Genomic DNA, 14,851 nt, shown 5'->3' with positions numbered 1-14,851 from the left:
TTTTTTTTCGCTGCTTATCTTTCGAAAATGCAGGGATTCATGAGGAATTTGTGGAATTAAATATATGTGTGAAATGAGTTCTATATAGACTGTAAATAGAGATCAAATTGGTTCAGTAGCTGAACGGGAAGGAGGCATGTTATGCAAATTGAAGTGATGGGCTTGCCTATAGTTCAAATCTTATTGGTAGCCATTATGTTTTTAGCGGTTTTAGTTGAAATAAAAACTGGTGGTATGGGACTGGGAACCTTGCTGGGGATTGTTGCCGCGGCTGTGTTTTTCGGCAGTCAATATGTAAATGGACTGGTCAGCTTTTTTGAAATAGCAATATTTTTAGGTGGGGTTTTATGCATTGGCATTGAAATGCTGACGCCAGGAGCAGGGATTTTTGCGGGTATTGGTATTGGTGCGATGCTCTATAGTTTAGTGTTGTCTCTCGGCGGTACGAGTGAAGCAATTTATGCTATTTTAATGGCTGTAGTGATTGCAATCATCCTGTTTGCATTAATTTTAAAAAAGCTGCCATCAAGCCGTTTATGGAAAAAAGTTTTGCTGACGGATACTTCAACGGCGACGCTTGGTTATGTGAGTGCCAAAGATTATACGCATTTATTGGGTAAAAACGGTGTAGCATTAACAGAGCTTCGCCCGGCTGGAACGGCCATTATTGATGAAGGCCCTTTTGATGTAGTTTCGGAGGGGACCTATATTAAAAGGGGGGAAGCCGTGACGGTTATAATGGTTAATGGCAGTCGCATTGTCGTTCGAAAACAAATAGAAAATTAAAATGTGGACGAAGTAAACTAGAGGAGGATATTTTTATGGATGTGATCTTAGGATCAGGATTTTTATTAGTCGTAGTCATAGCATTTGTTATGTTGTTCTTGCATTTTGTACCATTGGGCTTATGGATTTCAGCACTTGCTGCGAATGTGTCTGTTGGCATTTTTACATTGGTGGGGATGCGGCTTCGGCGTGTACCACCATCGAATATAGTTTTGCCTCTTATTAAAGCCAACAAAGCTGGTATTGATGTATCGGTAAACCAGTTGGAAGCGCATTATTTAGCGGGTGGGAATGTAGATAAGGTCATTGATGCCTTGATTGCGGCTCACCGCGCGGAAATACCACTTCCTTTTGCACGTTCGGCAGCCATTGATTTGGCTGGTCGTGATGTGCTGCAGGCTGTACAGATGAGTGTCAATCCAAAGGTGATTGAGACACCGATTGTTTCGGCAGTTGCTAAAAACGGGATTGAACTTAAAATTAAAGCGCGAGTTACTGTTCGTGCGAATATTGACCGCCTTGTTGGTGGTGCCGGGGAGCCGACTATTATTGCCAGAGTTGGTGAAGGTATTGTAACGACAGTAGGTTCAGCGAATAGTCATACGGATGTTTTGGCAAATCCAGATGACATTTCCAAAACAGTTCTCGGAAAAGGGCTTGATGCCGGAACGGCATTTGAAATCTTATCCATTGATATTGCTGACGTTGATGTAGGTCGTAATATCGGTGCTGAATTGATGACGGATCAGGCAGAAGCAGATAAACGTATTGCTCAGGCGAAAGCAGAAGAACGTCGTGCTATGGCTGTGGCAACCGAACAGGAAATGAAAGCTTATACCCAGCAGATGGAAGCAAAAGTTGTTGAAGCGCAAGCAGAAGTTCCTCATGCGATGGCGGCCGCATTGCGTGAAGGTAAACTTGGTGTGATGGATTATTATAATTTGAAAAATATTAATGCGGATACGCAAATGCGTGAAGCAATCAGCCAAGCTGGTTCTGATGGACAGCTTAAAAATCCGCCACCGGTGAAATAAGATAATATGGAACTGGTATTAATTGTCATTGCTTTTGTGGCGTTTGCGGTCATTAACGATGCTATTGAAAGCAATAAGAAAAAAGGAAAACATGTTCCGCCAGTACCAACGAGATCAGCACCGAAAAATCGCCGGATTGATGTTGATTTTGGCGGAAAGAAAAATGAACCCGATATTGTCATTCCTCCAATAAAAGGCGCACCACAACGTGAAACCGAAGGTGTTTATATTGAACCTGAGGTAATCGTGCAAAGCCCGCCAATAGCGACTGAAAAAAATAAATATGCTTATTATTTAGAGCATAGACATGAACAAAAAGCAAAAGATCATGCTCAGTATGAACAAGAAACCAAGGTACCAGCAACCGTTAAGCATCATCAGCAATCGACGGATATTCATACAAATGTGATTTTAAGTGCGATGGCTTACGCGCAAATTTTGGAACGTCCTAAAGCCTATCAAACGGTAGCAAATCCTTATTTCAATCAAATGAAAAATAAATAAGAAACTGTCCATAAAAAAGCGAAACTCGTATGTGATGCACATACAAGTTTCGCTTTTTCTCATTTGATCAGGCATGTTGGTTTTGACAGATAGAAGAGCTGCGTGTTCTATAAAAAAGACACAATATCTTCAAAAGTTCTTCACAACATCTTCATATATTACCTGTAATATATATAATATAAGTTATCGCAGAGAACTTACAGAATGTTTTCTTTCGATAGTTACTTAAAATATAAAAAGAGTCCATATACTTATGGAAATAAAGGGAGTAAATATCATGAATAAAAATTTAAACAAATTAGTAGTAAGCGGTCTTATGGCAGCAGCAGTTTTTGGCTTAGGCTTTAGTAATACAGCAGTGCATGCATCTGCTTTAGACCAAGCAACCGTAAATATGAGTGTTGTTTATGGCAGTGGTAATGACGGTAAGCAAGTCACTAACAAGGATGAACAAAACACATCAATAAGTGTAGCTCATGTAATGAGTACTGGCAGCAATCAAAGTAATGCTACCAATGGTTCAGACGGCGAAAATGTTTCCCTTAGCCCAGCTCACGAATTATGAGTTTTGCTGGTAATGTTTTGTTCAACTAATTACTGAAATAGATAAATGAGGTGTCACACTAAGAAATTAGCGTGGCACCTCGCTTTTTTGTGGTGTGCTGCCAGGGGAGGAGTTTAACGGGTGAAAGCGGGATACCACCGACCTAAATTTACCTCGCAAGCGGATCGATTTGCACTGAGACACATTCTTTCGGGTATATTGTTTCATTCAGGTCAGCAACACCAGCCAATATTATGAGACGAAAACGACCTGATGCATCCCAGTATCAGATGTTAATGACGTGTTTTTTTACCGCCTCGCAAGAGGGCCAGTTTATCAGTATAATGTAAATAAAGGGCAAACAGCCCCGTGACTGTTTTGCCCCATAAAAAATCATATACTCTTTTACACCAAATGGAATTTTCACAAAATCAAGAATGCCATCCTAACGAGAATGAAACTCCAATTTTGTAGTTATCAACCTTCAAAAATTAAGCTTGAATATCAAGCCCCCCATTTTCCTTAACTGCTGTTTGAATATTGGATGATTGTTCAGCTGCTTTTTTTGCTTCCTCTAAATGTTTTTGTTTTAGGATTTGGTTTTTAGCGGTTTGCTCTGCTTGTTGGAACTTTTGAATCTGACTTGAACTTCCACCACTTTGCTGCAATTGTGTTACAGCACTTGAAAGTTTATTTATTTGGTTTTGTAAAACAGAAGGATCAGTCGAAGTAACCGTAGTTGATACATTTGTCGTATCCGTCGAACTCGTTTGGGCTACAGGGGCTGTTTGGGCTGCCGGAGCTACTTTGGCTACCGGAGTTGCTGCTTGGGTACTGATTGATACTGACATCACACATACACCTTCTTTTTATTACTTTAGATTTTATATATACCCAATAATATATCGGCATTTTTCGACAAATATTAAGTTGAAAGTTCGGTCAATTGATAGAAGCATCAAGTAAACTTTTCAGTGCATTTTGAATATCCTCAGCCGTTTCAATTTTATATTATTGCAATAGGTGCTGCGTCCTTAACTGGAGACGTGGAAAAGGGGGCTGGGGGCGACTTATAGGGTGATATTTACATCATGTTCTTTAAATGTTTGCATCGTACTCGATAAATCGGAAATAGATATATTTAAATCAGTATCTGTGGTAACAATTGAGTCAATGCTCATTCCCATCAAACACTGGACATTGTTGCCACCTGAAAATAAATTTTGTACCGCACTTCCGACAGCACTTATACCACTGCTGCTTTGAATTTGTTTCGTTCCGACATAAGAAGCATTACATAATAATGGGACGTCTATGTCATTTAGAGTTTTTATAGATGTCACAGAAAACTCGAGTTTGCCACCTTTACCAAAAGATCCGGCAGATACAGCTTTTGTTATTTTTCCGTTCGCAATTGTCCCTGCAGGAATCACGATAACACCATTAATTTTAACATTATCTAATGTTTTAAAATTTATTATGTCTCCAGTATGTGCTGTTTTAGAATCTATTGTATTAAGTAATGCTAGTACAATCCTGGTTTTTCCAGGGATATATGCATGTTTGGTTGAAGCTGCTGTTGCCGTAGTTGGAGTAGTATCTGCTGCTGCAAAGAGTGGGGTATTTGATATAAATGATAATATCGTAGTACAAAGTAAAATAGAAAATAATTTAATAAATATTTTTTTCATAATGATTAGCTTCCTCTCACAATTAAAATTTTTGTGTAATACTATTTAAAATTTATTTGTATTATTAAAGTATTTAGTTAGACGTTGTCATGTACTGATTTACTTGTATTGTATTCTAAAAACACTTTTAAAGGCTTTGGTTTACTGACTTTTACAATCTCCGTTAATTTTGAATCAGATTCCGGTTCAATAATTCAGTTGCGAATGCGTTTTGCCATAAAAATAACATTTTAGAACTACACTTATTATATTCTATTACTACTTAATGATTCGTTCAATTGAAATTTTAAAATAATGGCTATTATCCAATTTTTAGATACCTCCCTTTTAGTTGATAGTCCTTTCGTTTGCTACGTAGGTTCCTTGTTAATTATATATATTTTCTCAAACAAAGGTACAAATGTTTTTATTGCTTCGTCAAATTTTGTGAGCTCTAAATCTGTTAAAATATCAATTTTATTTTCAAATACCAATGTTAATAGTCTTATTTCGTTCATAATAATTTTATGACCTTTTTCGGTCAGTGTAATATTTTTGTAGCGGCGATCACTAAGAGCTGTTTGACGGCTAATATAACCATCTTTACATAATTTATTAATGATTTGAAGTACTTGTTGCTTTGAAATAGATAAGTGATTGCCTAATGCCGTGGCGGTCAATGGTCCATAAGAATCTAAAATACATAACGATATCCAGTGATTGGCTGCTATAGGATAGTTTATTTTTTGAAAAAAATTACTATTAAAGGCATGAAAAGAATCAATAAATCTAGCGGAAAGTTCTTTACGATCAACATATTCCATACAAATAGTGACCTTCTTTCTACGAATCGTGATTTTTTAAATCAAAAAATTGAAATGACACAACATTATTTATATTATATATTGTAAAATTTTTATCGTCTATATTAAACTTGAAGTATTCACGTAAATTATTAAGTTCGATTTAACGCTAATAAATTCAAGCATTAATATAATCTTGTTAGTAGTATACTCGAAATTCTCTAACGAAAAGTACTTAGGTGTACGTTATATTGTATCTATGAGGTATTTTTATATATGGAATTATTGCTTTGGCAAAGCTATGCAGTAATAGGTACTTGTTTTTTCAAAACAATAATTGAATCCAAAGCTGAAAATTGTTGACAAAAATGGCATCCATATACTATAATTTGACTGTGGTCAAAATATAGTATATGGATGTGAATTAGGATGGCAAGAACACCACAAGACCCTGAAATTCGAATTAATGAAATTTTAGATGTTGCACAAAAATGCTTTATTAATATGGGCTATCGTAAAACTACAATAAGTGGTGTTGCTAAAGAAATGGGTGTAGCAAAAGGTATGCTTTATTATTATTTTAAATCGAAGGAGGAATTGTTAGAAGTATTGCTGAAGCGTCATTCAGATTTGTTTTTAAGTGAAATAAAACAGATGATTGATTCAGAGAGCATTATGCCGTCTGAGAAAATTGGACGCATGTTTGAGATAGTAATTTATGGAGTTTTTTATCAAGATGGTGAACTTTTAAGTATTCTTTATGATGAGAAAAATTTGTATATTAAGGAAAAAGTAACTTCTTATTGTGGAAATTCGTTTATGAATATGGGGAAAAAAGTTATTGCGGAAGGCAAGGAAAAAAAAGAGTTCTTTGTTGAACAGGAAGAAGCAGTACTTGAATTTCTTATATTGATTTTAGGTTTTCTTATTGAACTGTTTTATAAAAAATTACCTGGTGACATGTTGCAAATGCGACTAAAAATGGCAGAAAATATGATCGAAAGTCTATTGCAGAGCAAGAAAGGATCCATTCATTTTAATTTATAAAATAAAAAATATGCGAGAGAAACCGTAATTCTAAAAATTTGTTTAGAGTTGCGTTTTTTTCAACGAATTATTTGACCGCGGTCAAATAATTATTAGGGTTATTTATAAAAGTTTTTTTGAATAGTATAGGGGAATATATAACTATAGGAAGTGGTAAAACGAAGATGTTGAATATTTTAAAAAAGAGAAAAAAAGCAGCTGTTTTGTTAGGTACTGTAATTATAGGATTTGCAGTGATATTTTTGTTGAGAGGAAAAGATGAAGTACCTGTAGCCAAGGAAGAAATTACTGTGGTACATACGATGACAATTGCTGCAAATGCTGCCACACAAAAATATACATATTCTGGGGAAGTGAGAGGACGTTATGAAAGTAAACTGGCGTTTCAGGTAAAGGGGAAAATTGTCAGTAGAAATGTACAGTTGGGAAGTTCAGTAAGTGCAGGTGATGTGCTTATGCAGATTGATGCTAAGGATATTGTGCAAACAGTAAATAACAATTCTGCGTTGGTTGATTCCGCACAATCGGAGTTGGAACTTGCACAGAGCGATTTAAGCCGTTATCAGGAATTAGTTAATGGAGGAGTTATCAGTCAGGCAACATATGATAAATATGTTAATGCCTATAATGTAAGTGCGTCAAGAGTACGACAGACACAGGCGCAATACGCGCAGAGTGTTAATGAGATGGACTATAGTTTGCTGAAATCTGATAAATCAGGTGTCATATCGAGTATTTCCGCCGAAGTCGGACATGTGGTAAGTCCGGGACAGGTTGTTGTCACTTTAGTACAAGATGGTGAACGTGAAATAGAAATTAATGTGCCGGAAAATCGTATTGAAGATTTAAGACAGGCACCGGATATTAAAGTGAATTTTTGGGCTTTAGGCAATGAAAGTGTAAGTGGTTTTGTCAGAGAAATTGCACCGATGGCAGATCCAAGCACACGGACCTTTAAAGTGCGGATTAGTATTCCAAGTCCACCAGCTGACATGAAACTTGGCATGACGGCAACCGTAAGTATACCGCGGAGCGGTGGTAATTTGATGAAAATTCCTATTGATGCAATTTATCAAAATAGCGAAACTCCGGCAGTTTGGAAAATTAAAGATGATGAACTTTCCTTGTGCCCGATTCAGGTTGGTAATTATGGATCTGATACTGTTGAAGTTTTATCTGGCTTACAAGAAGGTGACTGCATTGTAACAAAAGGTGTACATATGCTGACAGAAGGTCAAAAAGTAAAATCCGGTGGTGACTCGTTATGAAAAAAAGCTTCAACTTAACGGAATGGGCTCTAAACCATAAACAATATATATATTTCTTTGTGGTGTTGCTCTTTGTCGTGGGGATATTTTCGTATAAAAATCTTGGTCGGTTGGAAGATCCTGATTTTACAATCAAACAAATGGTCATCAGTGTGCCATGGCCAGGTGCAACTGCTGGTGAGGTGCAAGAACAGGTAACAGATAAAATTGAAAAGAAGTTACAGGATCTTCCTGGTTTGGATTATTTGAAAAGTTATTCTATGCCGGGGCAGACTGTAATTTATGTAAATGTAAAAGATACCGTTCCAAAGGAACAAATACGTAATCTATGGCTGGAAACTCGTAATATGGTCAATGATATGAAGGGAACTTTACCAGAGGGCGCGCTGGAACCAATCTTCAATGATCGTTTTGATGAAGTTTACGGTGTTGTTTATACATTGACGGGCAATGATTATAGTTATGAAGAAAAACGTGAGAAAGCAGAAAAAATTCGACGCATGCTGCTGGATACGCCGAGTGTTCGTAAAGTTAAGCTTATCGGTGTTCAGACTGAAAAATTTTATATTGAAATTGAAAACAGTAAACTTGCTCAGCTTGGAATTGATCCGAATCTGATTGCGCAGACATTGCAAGGACAAAATTCAATGATTCCAGCGGGCATGCTGGAAACACATTCAGATGATTTATACCTGAGAGTTACAGGAATGTTCGAGGATGCAGAGGACATTAGTAATACGCCTATTTCTGCACATGGCAAAACTTTTCGGTTGGGTGATATTGCAAAAATAACACGCAGTTATGCAGAACCGCAGGATCCGAAAATGTTTTATAATGGTGAGCCGACCATTGGTATTGCTCTTGCAATGGAGTCTGGTGGAAATATTTTGACGCTGGGGGATAATTTAGAAAAAACTGTTGCCCAGATAAAAAAGGAACTGCCAGCCGGTTTAACACTAAATCAGACAGTGAATCAACCAAAGGTTGTAGACTCGTCTATTAATGAATTTGTTCATTCGTTGGCTGAAGCCATCATCATTGTTTTAATTGTTAGTTTTGCGAGCCTGGGAGTACATTCGGGAATCATCGTTGCACTTTGTATTCCTCTGGTTATTGCTGCGGTATTTGGGTTTATGTATTTAGACGGCATATCTTTGCAGAATATTTCGCTGGGGTCTCTAATTATTGCACTGGGGCTGCTTGTAGATGATGCAATTATTACAATTGAAATGATATCAGTAAAGCTTGAGCAAGGCTGGACACGGTTTAATGCAACGTGCTTTGCTTATACATCTACGGCTTATCCAAGATTATGTGGTGCCATGGTTACTTGTGCAGGGTTTATTCCTATTGGTTTTTCGCCTGGCAGTGCAGCCGAAGCGGTAGGGTCAATTTTCCAGGTTATAACGGCATCGCTGCTTATCTCATGGATTGTTGCCGGTACAGTAACACCATTATTGGGATATCAATTTATCAAGGTAAAACCCATTGAAAGCAAAGATGGTGAACCTGAAAAGTCTGTATATGATAGCAGATTTTATAATAAGTTCAAAAAAATACTAATTTTATTTTTAACGCATCGTAAAAAGGTGCTTATCGTAACACTCATTTGTTTTATAGGATCATGCGCGCTTCTGGGGCATGTAAAAAAGGAATTCTTTGGCGCGACAAAGCGACCGGAACTTATCGTACAGCTGCAATTACAAGAAGGGGCTTCTTTAAAAAATATCGAAGCGGGAGCAAATCAATTTGCTCAGACGCTCAAGGGTGATGCAGATATTGATTATTACACCTATCATGTTGGTGAAGGAGCACCGCGTTTTGTATTGGCCTATGAGCCGGTATTTAATAAAACAAATTTTTCCGAGTTTGTTATTGTTGCTAAAAACAAGGAAGCCAGAGACAGACTGGATGCAAAAATAAAAGAAAATGCAGAGAACAATCTACCGGGGATACGCGTCCATACAAAACTTCTCAGCAATGGACCGCCGGCTGAGTATCCGGTTATGCTCAGGGTCAGAGGTTATGATGTTGATAAAGTACGGGAAATTGCTGAAAATGTACAGAACGTAATGATGAAAAACCAGGGGATAGCTAAGACAGCACTTAACTGGGATGAAAAATCAAAGGTGATTCATCTGTCTATTGATCAGGATAAAGCGAGGGCTCTCGGAATTACAAGTCAAACCATAAAAGGGGCTTTACAGACAAATGTTTCGGGTACGTCTATTGCTGAATTTAGAGAAACAGATAAGACGGTCAAGATGCTTTTGCGTTCTGAAAATTTGGAACGAAACGATCCATCAAATCTTAAAAACCTGAATATCCGTACAGCAAATGGTACATATGTTCCGCTCGATCAGATTGCTAAAATAAACTATGAAGCGGAAGAGGGACTTATCTATCGCTATGATCTCAAACCGATGATTATAGTACAGGGAGAAGTAAAATCAGGAGTAACGGGAAATGATGTCACACAAGCGGTATATGATGAGTTAAAAGATGTTCGCGATAATCTGCCGTTTGGGTACAGTATTGACTTTGATGGTTCAATGGAAAACAGTATTAAGGCATCTAAATATCTCGCTGTACCTATACCGGCTATGTTCATTATAATTATGCTTATTTTGATGACACAATTGCAGAGCATTCCCAAGATGGTATTAACACTTTTAACTGCACCATTAGGACTTATCGGGGTGTCAATAGGCTTGATTTTAACAGGACGACCAATGGGATTTGTTGTTCAATTGGGAATTTTAGCGTTGGCAGGAATTATCATGCGTAATTCGGTAATTCTTATTGACCAGATTGATCAATTGCTTAATGCAGGTCAAACACTTTGGGATTCAATTATTAATGCTACAATTATGCGATTCAGACCAATCTTACTTACAGCAACAGCAGCGATTTTGGCTATGATTCCATTGGTTTCAAGCGTTATGTGGGGAGCTATGGCTGTTGCTATTGCTTTCGGTTTAGCCGGAGCTACAATATTGACCTTATTGGTACTGCCGGTTATGTATGCAACATGGTATAAAGCGGAACCAAGTAAAGAAGGTCAACAAACTAAAGCAAGTTGGAGATGATAACTATGGATCAACCAGATACAAAGTCTTGTATACAGTATAAACAAATATTAGTTCCGATAGACGGTTCGGAAAATTCCTGTCGGGCTATAGCCGCTGCTGTTGATATGGCGGAATTATCTCAGGCAACAATCAGTATTTTATATATCTTGACTTTTTCGCAGCAAACTCCGTTGCAAAAACAAATTCACGGCGATAAAGTACCCCATGAAGTCCGTTCTAATCCTGTGGCATTTGCGAAAAGCATGCTAAAAGATGCAGGAAAATTAATTCCTAAGCATATTCCTAGGCATACGTATTATGAAATTGGTGAACCTGGGATTGCTATTACAGATTTTGCCCAACGTAATCATTATGATGTTATTGTCATTGGGAGTAGAGGCTTAAATTTCCTTTCTGGAATATGGCAGGGAAGTGTAAGTAAATATGTTACAGCGAATGCACAGTGTTCGGTTTTAATTATAAAATAGAAGGGGTTTTACAAGAGATGAGGTTTCGATTTTTAAAAAAACAATCATTTTTTCTGTTAATTGCATTATCTTTTTGTCAAAATGTGTCGGCAGAAATTAATTTGTCCTTAGATAATAGTGTCGCACTTGCGCTGAAAAATGATCCGTTTTTACAGGCTGTAGAGGCACAAAAGGAACAGGCTGTCTGGGGGGTAAAAGAGGCAAAGAGCAAGAAGGGAATATCGCTCGATTATCAGCATATTGACATGCGCTCGACAGCACCGCACACATGGCAAGCCACACTGGCAGCTGTTTCACCGTATAACTATTATAGCAATACAATATCTGCCAGTATTCCTCTGTATACTGGTGGACGACTTGAAAACACAATCGATGAGTCTAAGCTGTCGCTTGATGCATCTGAACTTGAAATTGATGCAACAAAACAAAAGCTTAAACTTGAAACTGACTTGAAATATTATGAGGCACTAAAAGCGAAAACCGTTTTGGATATAGCACATCAAATGGTAGATAATTTTAAGCAGCATCTAAATAATGTACAGCAAATGTATAATGCTGGAGTAGTGGCATGGCATGATGTAGTGCAGACGAAAGTACGTATGGCGAATGCGGAAAATAATTTGGTCAAGGCACAAAGTGACTATGATTTGTCCATTCGCAGTCTGAATAAAACAATGGGACTGTCGCTGGATACGGATATCAAGCTGCTGGATGTGCTTGAATACCAAAAATATGATTTAAATATAGATGAAATGACAGCAGAAGGATTGGAAAATCGCCCTGAAATGGCACAGCAGGAGATTGCAGTAAAAATACAGGAAAAGCAGATGAATATTGCCAAAAGTGCACAGCGTCCGGATGTGAGCATAAAGGGAACTATGGCTTGGGATGATGATGACTTTGCTGGAACCGATAATCGAGACTGGACTGCCATGCTGACAGTAAACCAGAATATTTTTGATTCGGGCAATACAGATGCAAAAATCAAGGCAGCAAAATCAGGGATTTTTTCTGCCCAAAATATACAGCAACAGACAAGAAACAATATTGCTTTAGAAATTAGTGATGCCTGTTTAAATATGAGGAAAGCCGAAAAACGAATTACAACGAATCAGGTTGCAATCGAAGAGGCAAATGTAAATTTAGATATTTCTCAAAAAAGCTATAGCGCAGGAGTTGATACGAATTTAGATGTCATGGATGCCGAGCTCGCACTTGATCAGGCGAAGACAAATTATATAGATTCACTATATGATTACAATATAAATAAAGCAAAACTTGATAGAGCTATTGGCAAAAAAGTAGAAATAAGAGAGTAAGAAAGATACGATGGCATGAGGAAGAGCGACGTTATTTCGTTCACTTTCGCGCTGTCAGCATTTCAATAATTCATTGTAGGCACCTAATTTCTGATCGTTTTTTTATAAATTACGATTTTACAAAAATGGTGCCTATTTTGTTATTATTTTTTGTGGATTTATAAATAATTAATCCTTAATTATTCAGGTGAATTCTAAAATCTAATTCAACGGTGCCAATTTATCTTCAGATGTCAGTCTCTTGCTTTTTCATGAATTTGTAGATTAATTGGGAAAGGTATGAAAAATGGCTGATTAACGATTCATATTGTTAGCGGGAAAAGTACATTTCTGTCCTTTAAGAGGTCGTTATCCGATATCAAATAAATTGCTGCTCATCGTAGGGCTTTCTCTTCTATTTCGCTAGAAAGCTCAACCAGAGCAAGCATAAAAATGTCAAAATTACTGTTAGAGGAAAACCCACACGAAAATACTCTTTGGCTGTAATGATAATTTGATTTTTTTTAGCTATTTCAACAACAATTAAATTTGCAATTGAACCAAAAATTGTAAGATTTCCCGCGAAAGTAGAAAACAAGGCCAAAGCCTGCCATTTTTGTGCAGCATTATCCACTGGAATATAATATTGCAATAAAAGTACTGCTGGTACATTGCTGACGAGATTTGATAAAACAACGCTGACCAAAGCAAAGAAACCAAGATTATTCATTTGTTCCATTGGTAGCAAAGTTTGTACTTGAAGCAGTAAGCCACTAGCTTTTACGCCACCGACAATGACAAATAGACCAATAAAAATAACCAGTAAGTTAAAATCTATGCTTGTGTAAACTTTATTTGGCTTAACTTTCCTGGTAATCAGTAAAAATGCTGCACCTAAACTTGTTGTTAAGACAATATCATAACCAGCTATATAGGATCCAATTACAAAAAATAAGGTTAAAATGGTTTTCCCTATTAAATAGGTATTTACATAAGGGGCTTGAAAAGAGCTGTGATCCAGCTTACCCTGTAACTTTTTATGATAAGCCATTGCAAGGAACAGATAGGTAAGCAGTAGTCCGATGCATACAATAGGAATGGCTACTTTAAAATATTCCATAAACGTCAATTTTGATAAACTACCAATTAAAATATTCTGCGGATTTCCTAAAAAAGTAGCAGCACTGCCAATATTAGAAGCCAAAGCCAACCCCATTAAATGCGGCAAGGGATCACAGTTTCCTTTATTGCATATAAAAATGATTACAGGTGTCAATAGTAGGCAGATAATATCATTGATGGCAAATGCTGACAAAACACCGCTAAGCAAAATAACAACGAGCAATAAAAGTTTCTTCGAATGTACATTCTCTAAAACGTGCTGCCCAATAAATTCAAAAAATCCGGCAATTTTTAAATTTGCTACAAGCACCATCATAGAAAATAAAATTACAATCGTTCGATAATCAACGGTTTTTACTGCATCGTCAAAGGAAATAATACCGAGTCCCATCATGGCAACCGCACCAATAATAGCTACCCCTGCTCGATCAATACGAAAAAAAGGACTTTTTCCCAAGGTGAAAACCAATAGCACGCCGCCTAAAATCACTGCCGCTGAAAAATTAATTTCTATCTGTGTCAATATTTAATCTCCTTTATACGATTTATCGATCTGCCCTTGTTGTGGTGATCCGCTCTTAGGATATGACCATCGGGTTTGTTCGTTTGAATCTGGTATCTGTGTCGTTTTCTGTGCCGCGTGCTTACTGAAGGCCTTGCCACCGGAAGGTGGTATGCTTTCCTTTTCGATAATAATCAGTTTGTTTTATTATATATGTATTAGATTATTCCTAAGCTGAACAGCTTCCGCTGCATGGCGATCAGTGATGTGTTTAGAATGATCTAAATCAGCAATCGTACGCGACACCTTAATAATTCGGTCATATGATCTTGCACTTAGACTCATCTTTTTAAAAACCAACTCTAAAAGTGATTCTGCTTCGGGAGTCAATGCACAGTGCCGCTTAAGCATCGCGTGACTCATTTGCGCATTACAGAAAATTTTATTTTTTTGAAGCGATTTAGCTGCACACAACGTGCTACCTCAACGCGACTACGAATAACAATCGAAGCTTCTGCTGGTTTTGTTTCTGTTAGTTCTTTATATTCGACGCGAGGTACTTGAATATGTATATCGATTCGATCTAGCAATGGACCAGATATTTTTTTTGTATATCTTTTTATTTCATTAGCGGTACAGGAACAAGCATGATCAGAATCCCCAAGAAATCCACACGGACAAGGATTCATGGCAGTGACGAGCATTAACGATGCA

General features: G+C 37.3%; 15 protein-coding genes. 9 read left to right on the top strand and 6 right to left on the bottom strand.

Annotation, left to right across the window (positions count from 1 at the left end; translation table 11 throughout):
- Nucleotides 1–141 precede the first annotated feature (141 nt).
- From BMY14_RS17955 to BMY14_RS17940, 4 genes are all read left to right on the top strand, one after another.
- The gene (locus BMY14_RS17955; protein ID WP_091834944.1) at nucleotides 142–786 is read left to right on the top strand and encodes an NfeD family protein; all 645 of its coding nucleotides are present in this window, start codon (nucleotides 142–144) and stop codon (nucleotides 784–786) included.
- 35 nt (nucleotides 787–821) lie between these two features.
- Nucleotides 822–1,820 (top strand): flotillin-like protein FloA, encoded by a 999-nt coding sequence (gene floA, locus BMY14_RS17950; protein ID WP_091834941.1) that lies wholly within the window; start codon nucleotides 822–824, stop codon nucleotides 1,818–1,820.
- Between the two features lie 6 nt (nucleotides 1,821–1,826).
- Nucleotides 1,827–2,324 (top strand): hypothetical protein, encoded by a 498-nt coding sequence (locus BMY14_RS17945; protein WP_091834938.1) that lies wholly within the window; start codon nucleotides 1,827–1,829, stop codon nucleotides 2,322–2,324.
- Nucleotides 2,325–2,601: 277 nt separating this feature from the next.
- Nucleotides 2,602–2,889, top strand: coding sequence for a hypothetical protein (locus tag BMY14_RS17940; RefSeq protein ID WP_091835067.1), 288 nt, complete (start codon nucleotides 2,602–2,604; stop codon nucleotides 2,887–2,889).
- A 470-nt stretch (nucleotides 2,890–3,359) separates the two neighbouring features.
- Here BMY14_RS17940 and BMY14_RS17935 read toward each other — a convergent pair whose 3' ends face one another.
- From BMY14_RS17935 to BMY14_RS17925, 3 genes are all read right to left on the bottom strand, one after another.
- The gene (locus BMY14_RS17935) at nucleotides 3,360–3,719 is read right to left on the bottom strand and encodes a hypothetical protein (RefSeq protein WP_091834935.1); all 360 of its coding nucleotides are present in this window, start codon (nucleotides 3,717–3,719) and stop codon (nucleotides 3,360–3,362) included.
- Nucleotides 3,720–3,938: 219 nt separating this feature from the next.
- Entirely contained in the window at nucleotides 3,939–4,559 is a 621-nt protein-coding gene (locus tag BMY14_RS17930) for a hypothetical protein (protein ID WP_091834931.1), read from the bottom strand.
- A gap of 350 nt (nucleotides 4,560–4,909) precedes the next feature.
- On the bottom strand, nucleotides 4,910–5,362 hold the full coding sequence (locus BMY14_RS17925) for a MarR family winged helix-turn-helix transcriptional regulator (protein ID WP_091834928.1): 453 nt from the start codon (nucleotides 5,360–5,362) through the stop codon (nucleotides 4,910–4,912).
- A 408-nt stretch (nucleotides 5,363–5,770) separates the two neighbouring features.
- Between BMY14_RS17925 and BMY14_RS17920 the strand changes: the two genes are divergently transcribed.
- The 5 genes from BMY14_RS17920 to BMY14_RS17900 all read left to right on the top strand — a co-directional run bounded on the left by BMY14_RS17920 (nucleotide 5,771) and on the right by BMY14_RS17900 (nucleotide 12,534).
- Nucleotides 5,771–6,388: a TetR/AcrR family transcriptional regulator gene (locus BMY14_RS17920; RefSeq protein WP_091834926.1), complete on the top strand. Its 618-nt coding sequence runs from the start codon at nucleotides 5,771–5,773 to the stop codon at nucleotides 6,386–6,388.
- A gap of 164 nt (nucleotides 6,389–6,552) precedes the next feature.
- Nucleotides 6,553–7,656, top strand: a complete 1,104-nt coding sequence (locus tag BMY14_RS17915) for an efflux RND transporter periplasmic adaptor subunit (protein ID WP_091834923.1) — start codon at nucleotides 6,553–6,555, stop codon at nucleotides 7,654–7,656.
- The gene (locus BMY14_RS17910) at nucleotides 7,653–10,745 is read left to right on the top strand and encodes an efflux RND transporter permease subunit (protein ID WP_091834920.1); all 3,093 of its coding nucleotides are present in this window, start codon (nucleotides 7,653–7,655) and stop codon (nucleotides 10,743–10,745) included. The genes BMY14_RS17915 and BMY14_RS17910 overlap by 4 nt, the downstream gene beginning before the upstream one ends.
- 5 nt (nucleotides 10,746–10,750) lie before the next feature.
- On the top strand, nucleotides 10,751–11,215 hold the full coding sequence (locus BMY14_RS17905) for a universal stress protein (protein WP_177177658.1): 465 nt from the start codon (nucleotides 10,751–10,753) through the stop codon (nucleotides 11,213–11,215).
- Between the two features lie 17 nt (nucleotides 11,216–11,232).
- A complete protein-coding gene (locus BMY14_RS17900; protein ID WP_091834915.1) occupies nucleotides 11,233–12,534 on the top strand; it encodes a TolC family protein in 1,302 nt (433 codons plus the stop codon).
- 394 nt (nucleotides 12,535–12,928) lie between these two features.
- On the opposite strand, the gene BMY14_RS17895 is transcribed toward BMY14_RS17900, so the two are convergent.
- The 3 genes from BMY14_RS17895 to BMY14_RS20940 form a co-directional block, all read right to left on the bottom strand.
- A complete protein-coding gene (locus BMY14_RS17895) occupies nucleotides 12,929–14,158 on the bottom strand; it encodes an ArsB/NhaD family transporter (RefSeq protein ID WP_091834912.1) in 1,230 nt (409 codons plus the stop codon).
- Nucleotides 14,159–14,344: 186 nt separating this feature from the next.
- Complete coding sequence (locus BMY14_RS20945) at nucleotides 14,345–14,548, bottom strand: magnesium chelatase subunit ChlI family protein (protein WP_245741475.1); 204 nt, start codon at nucleotides 14,546–14,548, stop codon at nucleotides 14,345–14,347.
- A gap of 8 nt (nucleotides 14,549–14,556) precedes the next feature.
- Nucleotides 14,557–14,851 (bottom strand): ATP-binding protein (locus tag BMY14_RS20940; protein ID WP_245741473.1); only part of this gene is annotated, 295 nt, incomplete at its 5' end.

It is taken from the genome of Propionispira arboris (assembly GCF_900109225.1).
Taxonomy (GTDB): domain Bacteria; phylum Bacillota; class Negativicutes; order Selenomonadales; family Selenomonadaceae; genus Propionispira; species Propionispira arboris.
Note: the sequence above shows the minus strand (reverse complement) of the source record. Positions and strands in the feature narration are given on the sequence as shown.

Excerpts from the sequence above, each read along its gene's own strand:
- BMY14_RS17940 (WP_091835067.1), top strand. The coding sequence starts at position 2,602 with ATGAATAAAAATTTAAACAAATTAGTAGTAAGCGGTCTTATGGCAGCA.
- BMY14_RS17915 (WP_091834923.1), top strand. The coding sequence starts at position 6,553 with ATGTTGAATATTTTAAAAAAGAGAAAAAAAGCAGCTGTTTTGTTAGGT.
- BMY14_RS17935 (WP_091834935.1), bottom strand. The coding sequence starts at position 3,719 with ATGTCAGTATCAATCAGTACCCAAGCAGCAACTCCGGTAGCCAAAGTA.
- BMY14_RS17955 (WP_091834944.1), top strand. The coding sequence starts at position 142 with ATGCAAATTGAAGTGATGGGCTTGCCTATAGTTCAAATCTTATTGGTA.
- BMY14_RS17910 (WP_091834920.1), top strand. The coding sequence starts at position 7,653 with ATGAAAAAAAGCTTCAACTTAACGGAATGGGCTCTAAACCATAAACAA.
- floA (WP_091834941.1), top strand. The coding sequence starts at position 822 with ATGGATGTGATCTTAGGATCAGGATTTTTATTAGTCGTAGTCATAGCA.
- BMY14_RS17920 (WP_091834926.1), top strand. The coding sequence starts at position 5,771 with ATGGCAAGAACACCACAAGACCCTGAAATTCGAATTAATGAAATTTTA.
- BMY14_RS20945 (WP_245741475.1), bottom strand. The coding sequence starts at position 14,548 with ATGCTTAAGCGGCACTGTGCATTGACTCCCGAAGCAGAATCACTTTTA.
- BMY14_RS17900 (WP_091834915.1), top strand. The coding sequence starts at position 11,233 with ATGAGGTTTCGATTTTTAAAAAAACAATCATTTTTTCTGTTAATTGCA.
- BMY14_RS17930 (WP_091834931.1), bottom strand. The coding sequence starts at position 4,559 with ATGAAAAAAATATTTATTAAATTATTTTCTATTTTACTTTGTACTACG.
- BMY14_RS17925 (WP_091834928.1), bottom strand. The coding sequence starts at position 5,362 with ATGGAATATGTTGATCGTAAAGAACTTTCCGCTAGATTTATTGATTCT.
- BMY14_RS17905 (WP_177177658.1), top strand. The coding sequence starts at position 10,751 with ATGGATCAACCAGATACAAAGTCTTGTATACAGTATAAACAAATATTA.
- BMY14_RS17945 (WP_091834938.1), top strand. The coding sequence starts at position 1,827 with ATGGAACTGGTATTAATTGTCATTGCTTTTGTGGCGTTTGCGGTCATT.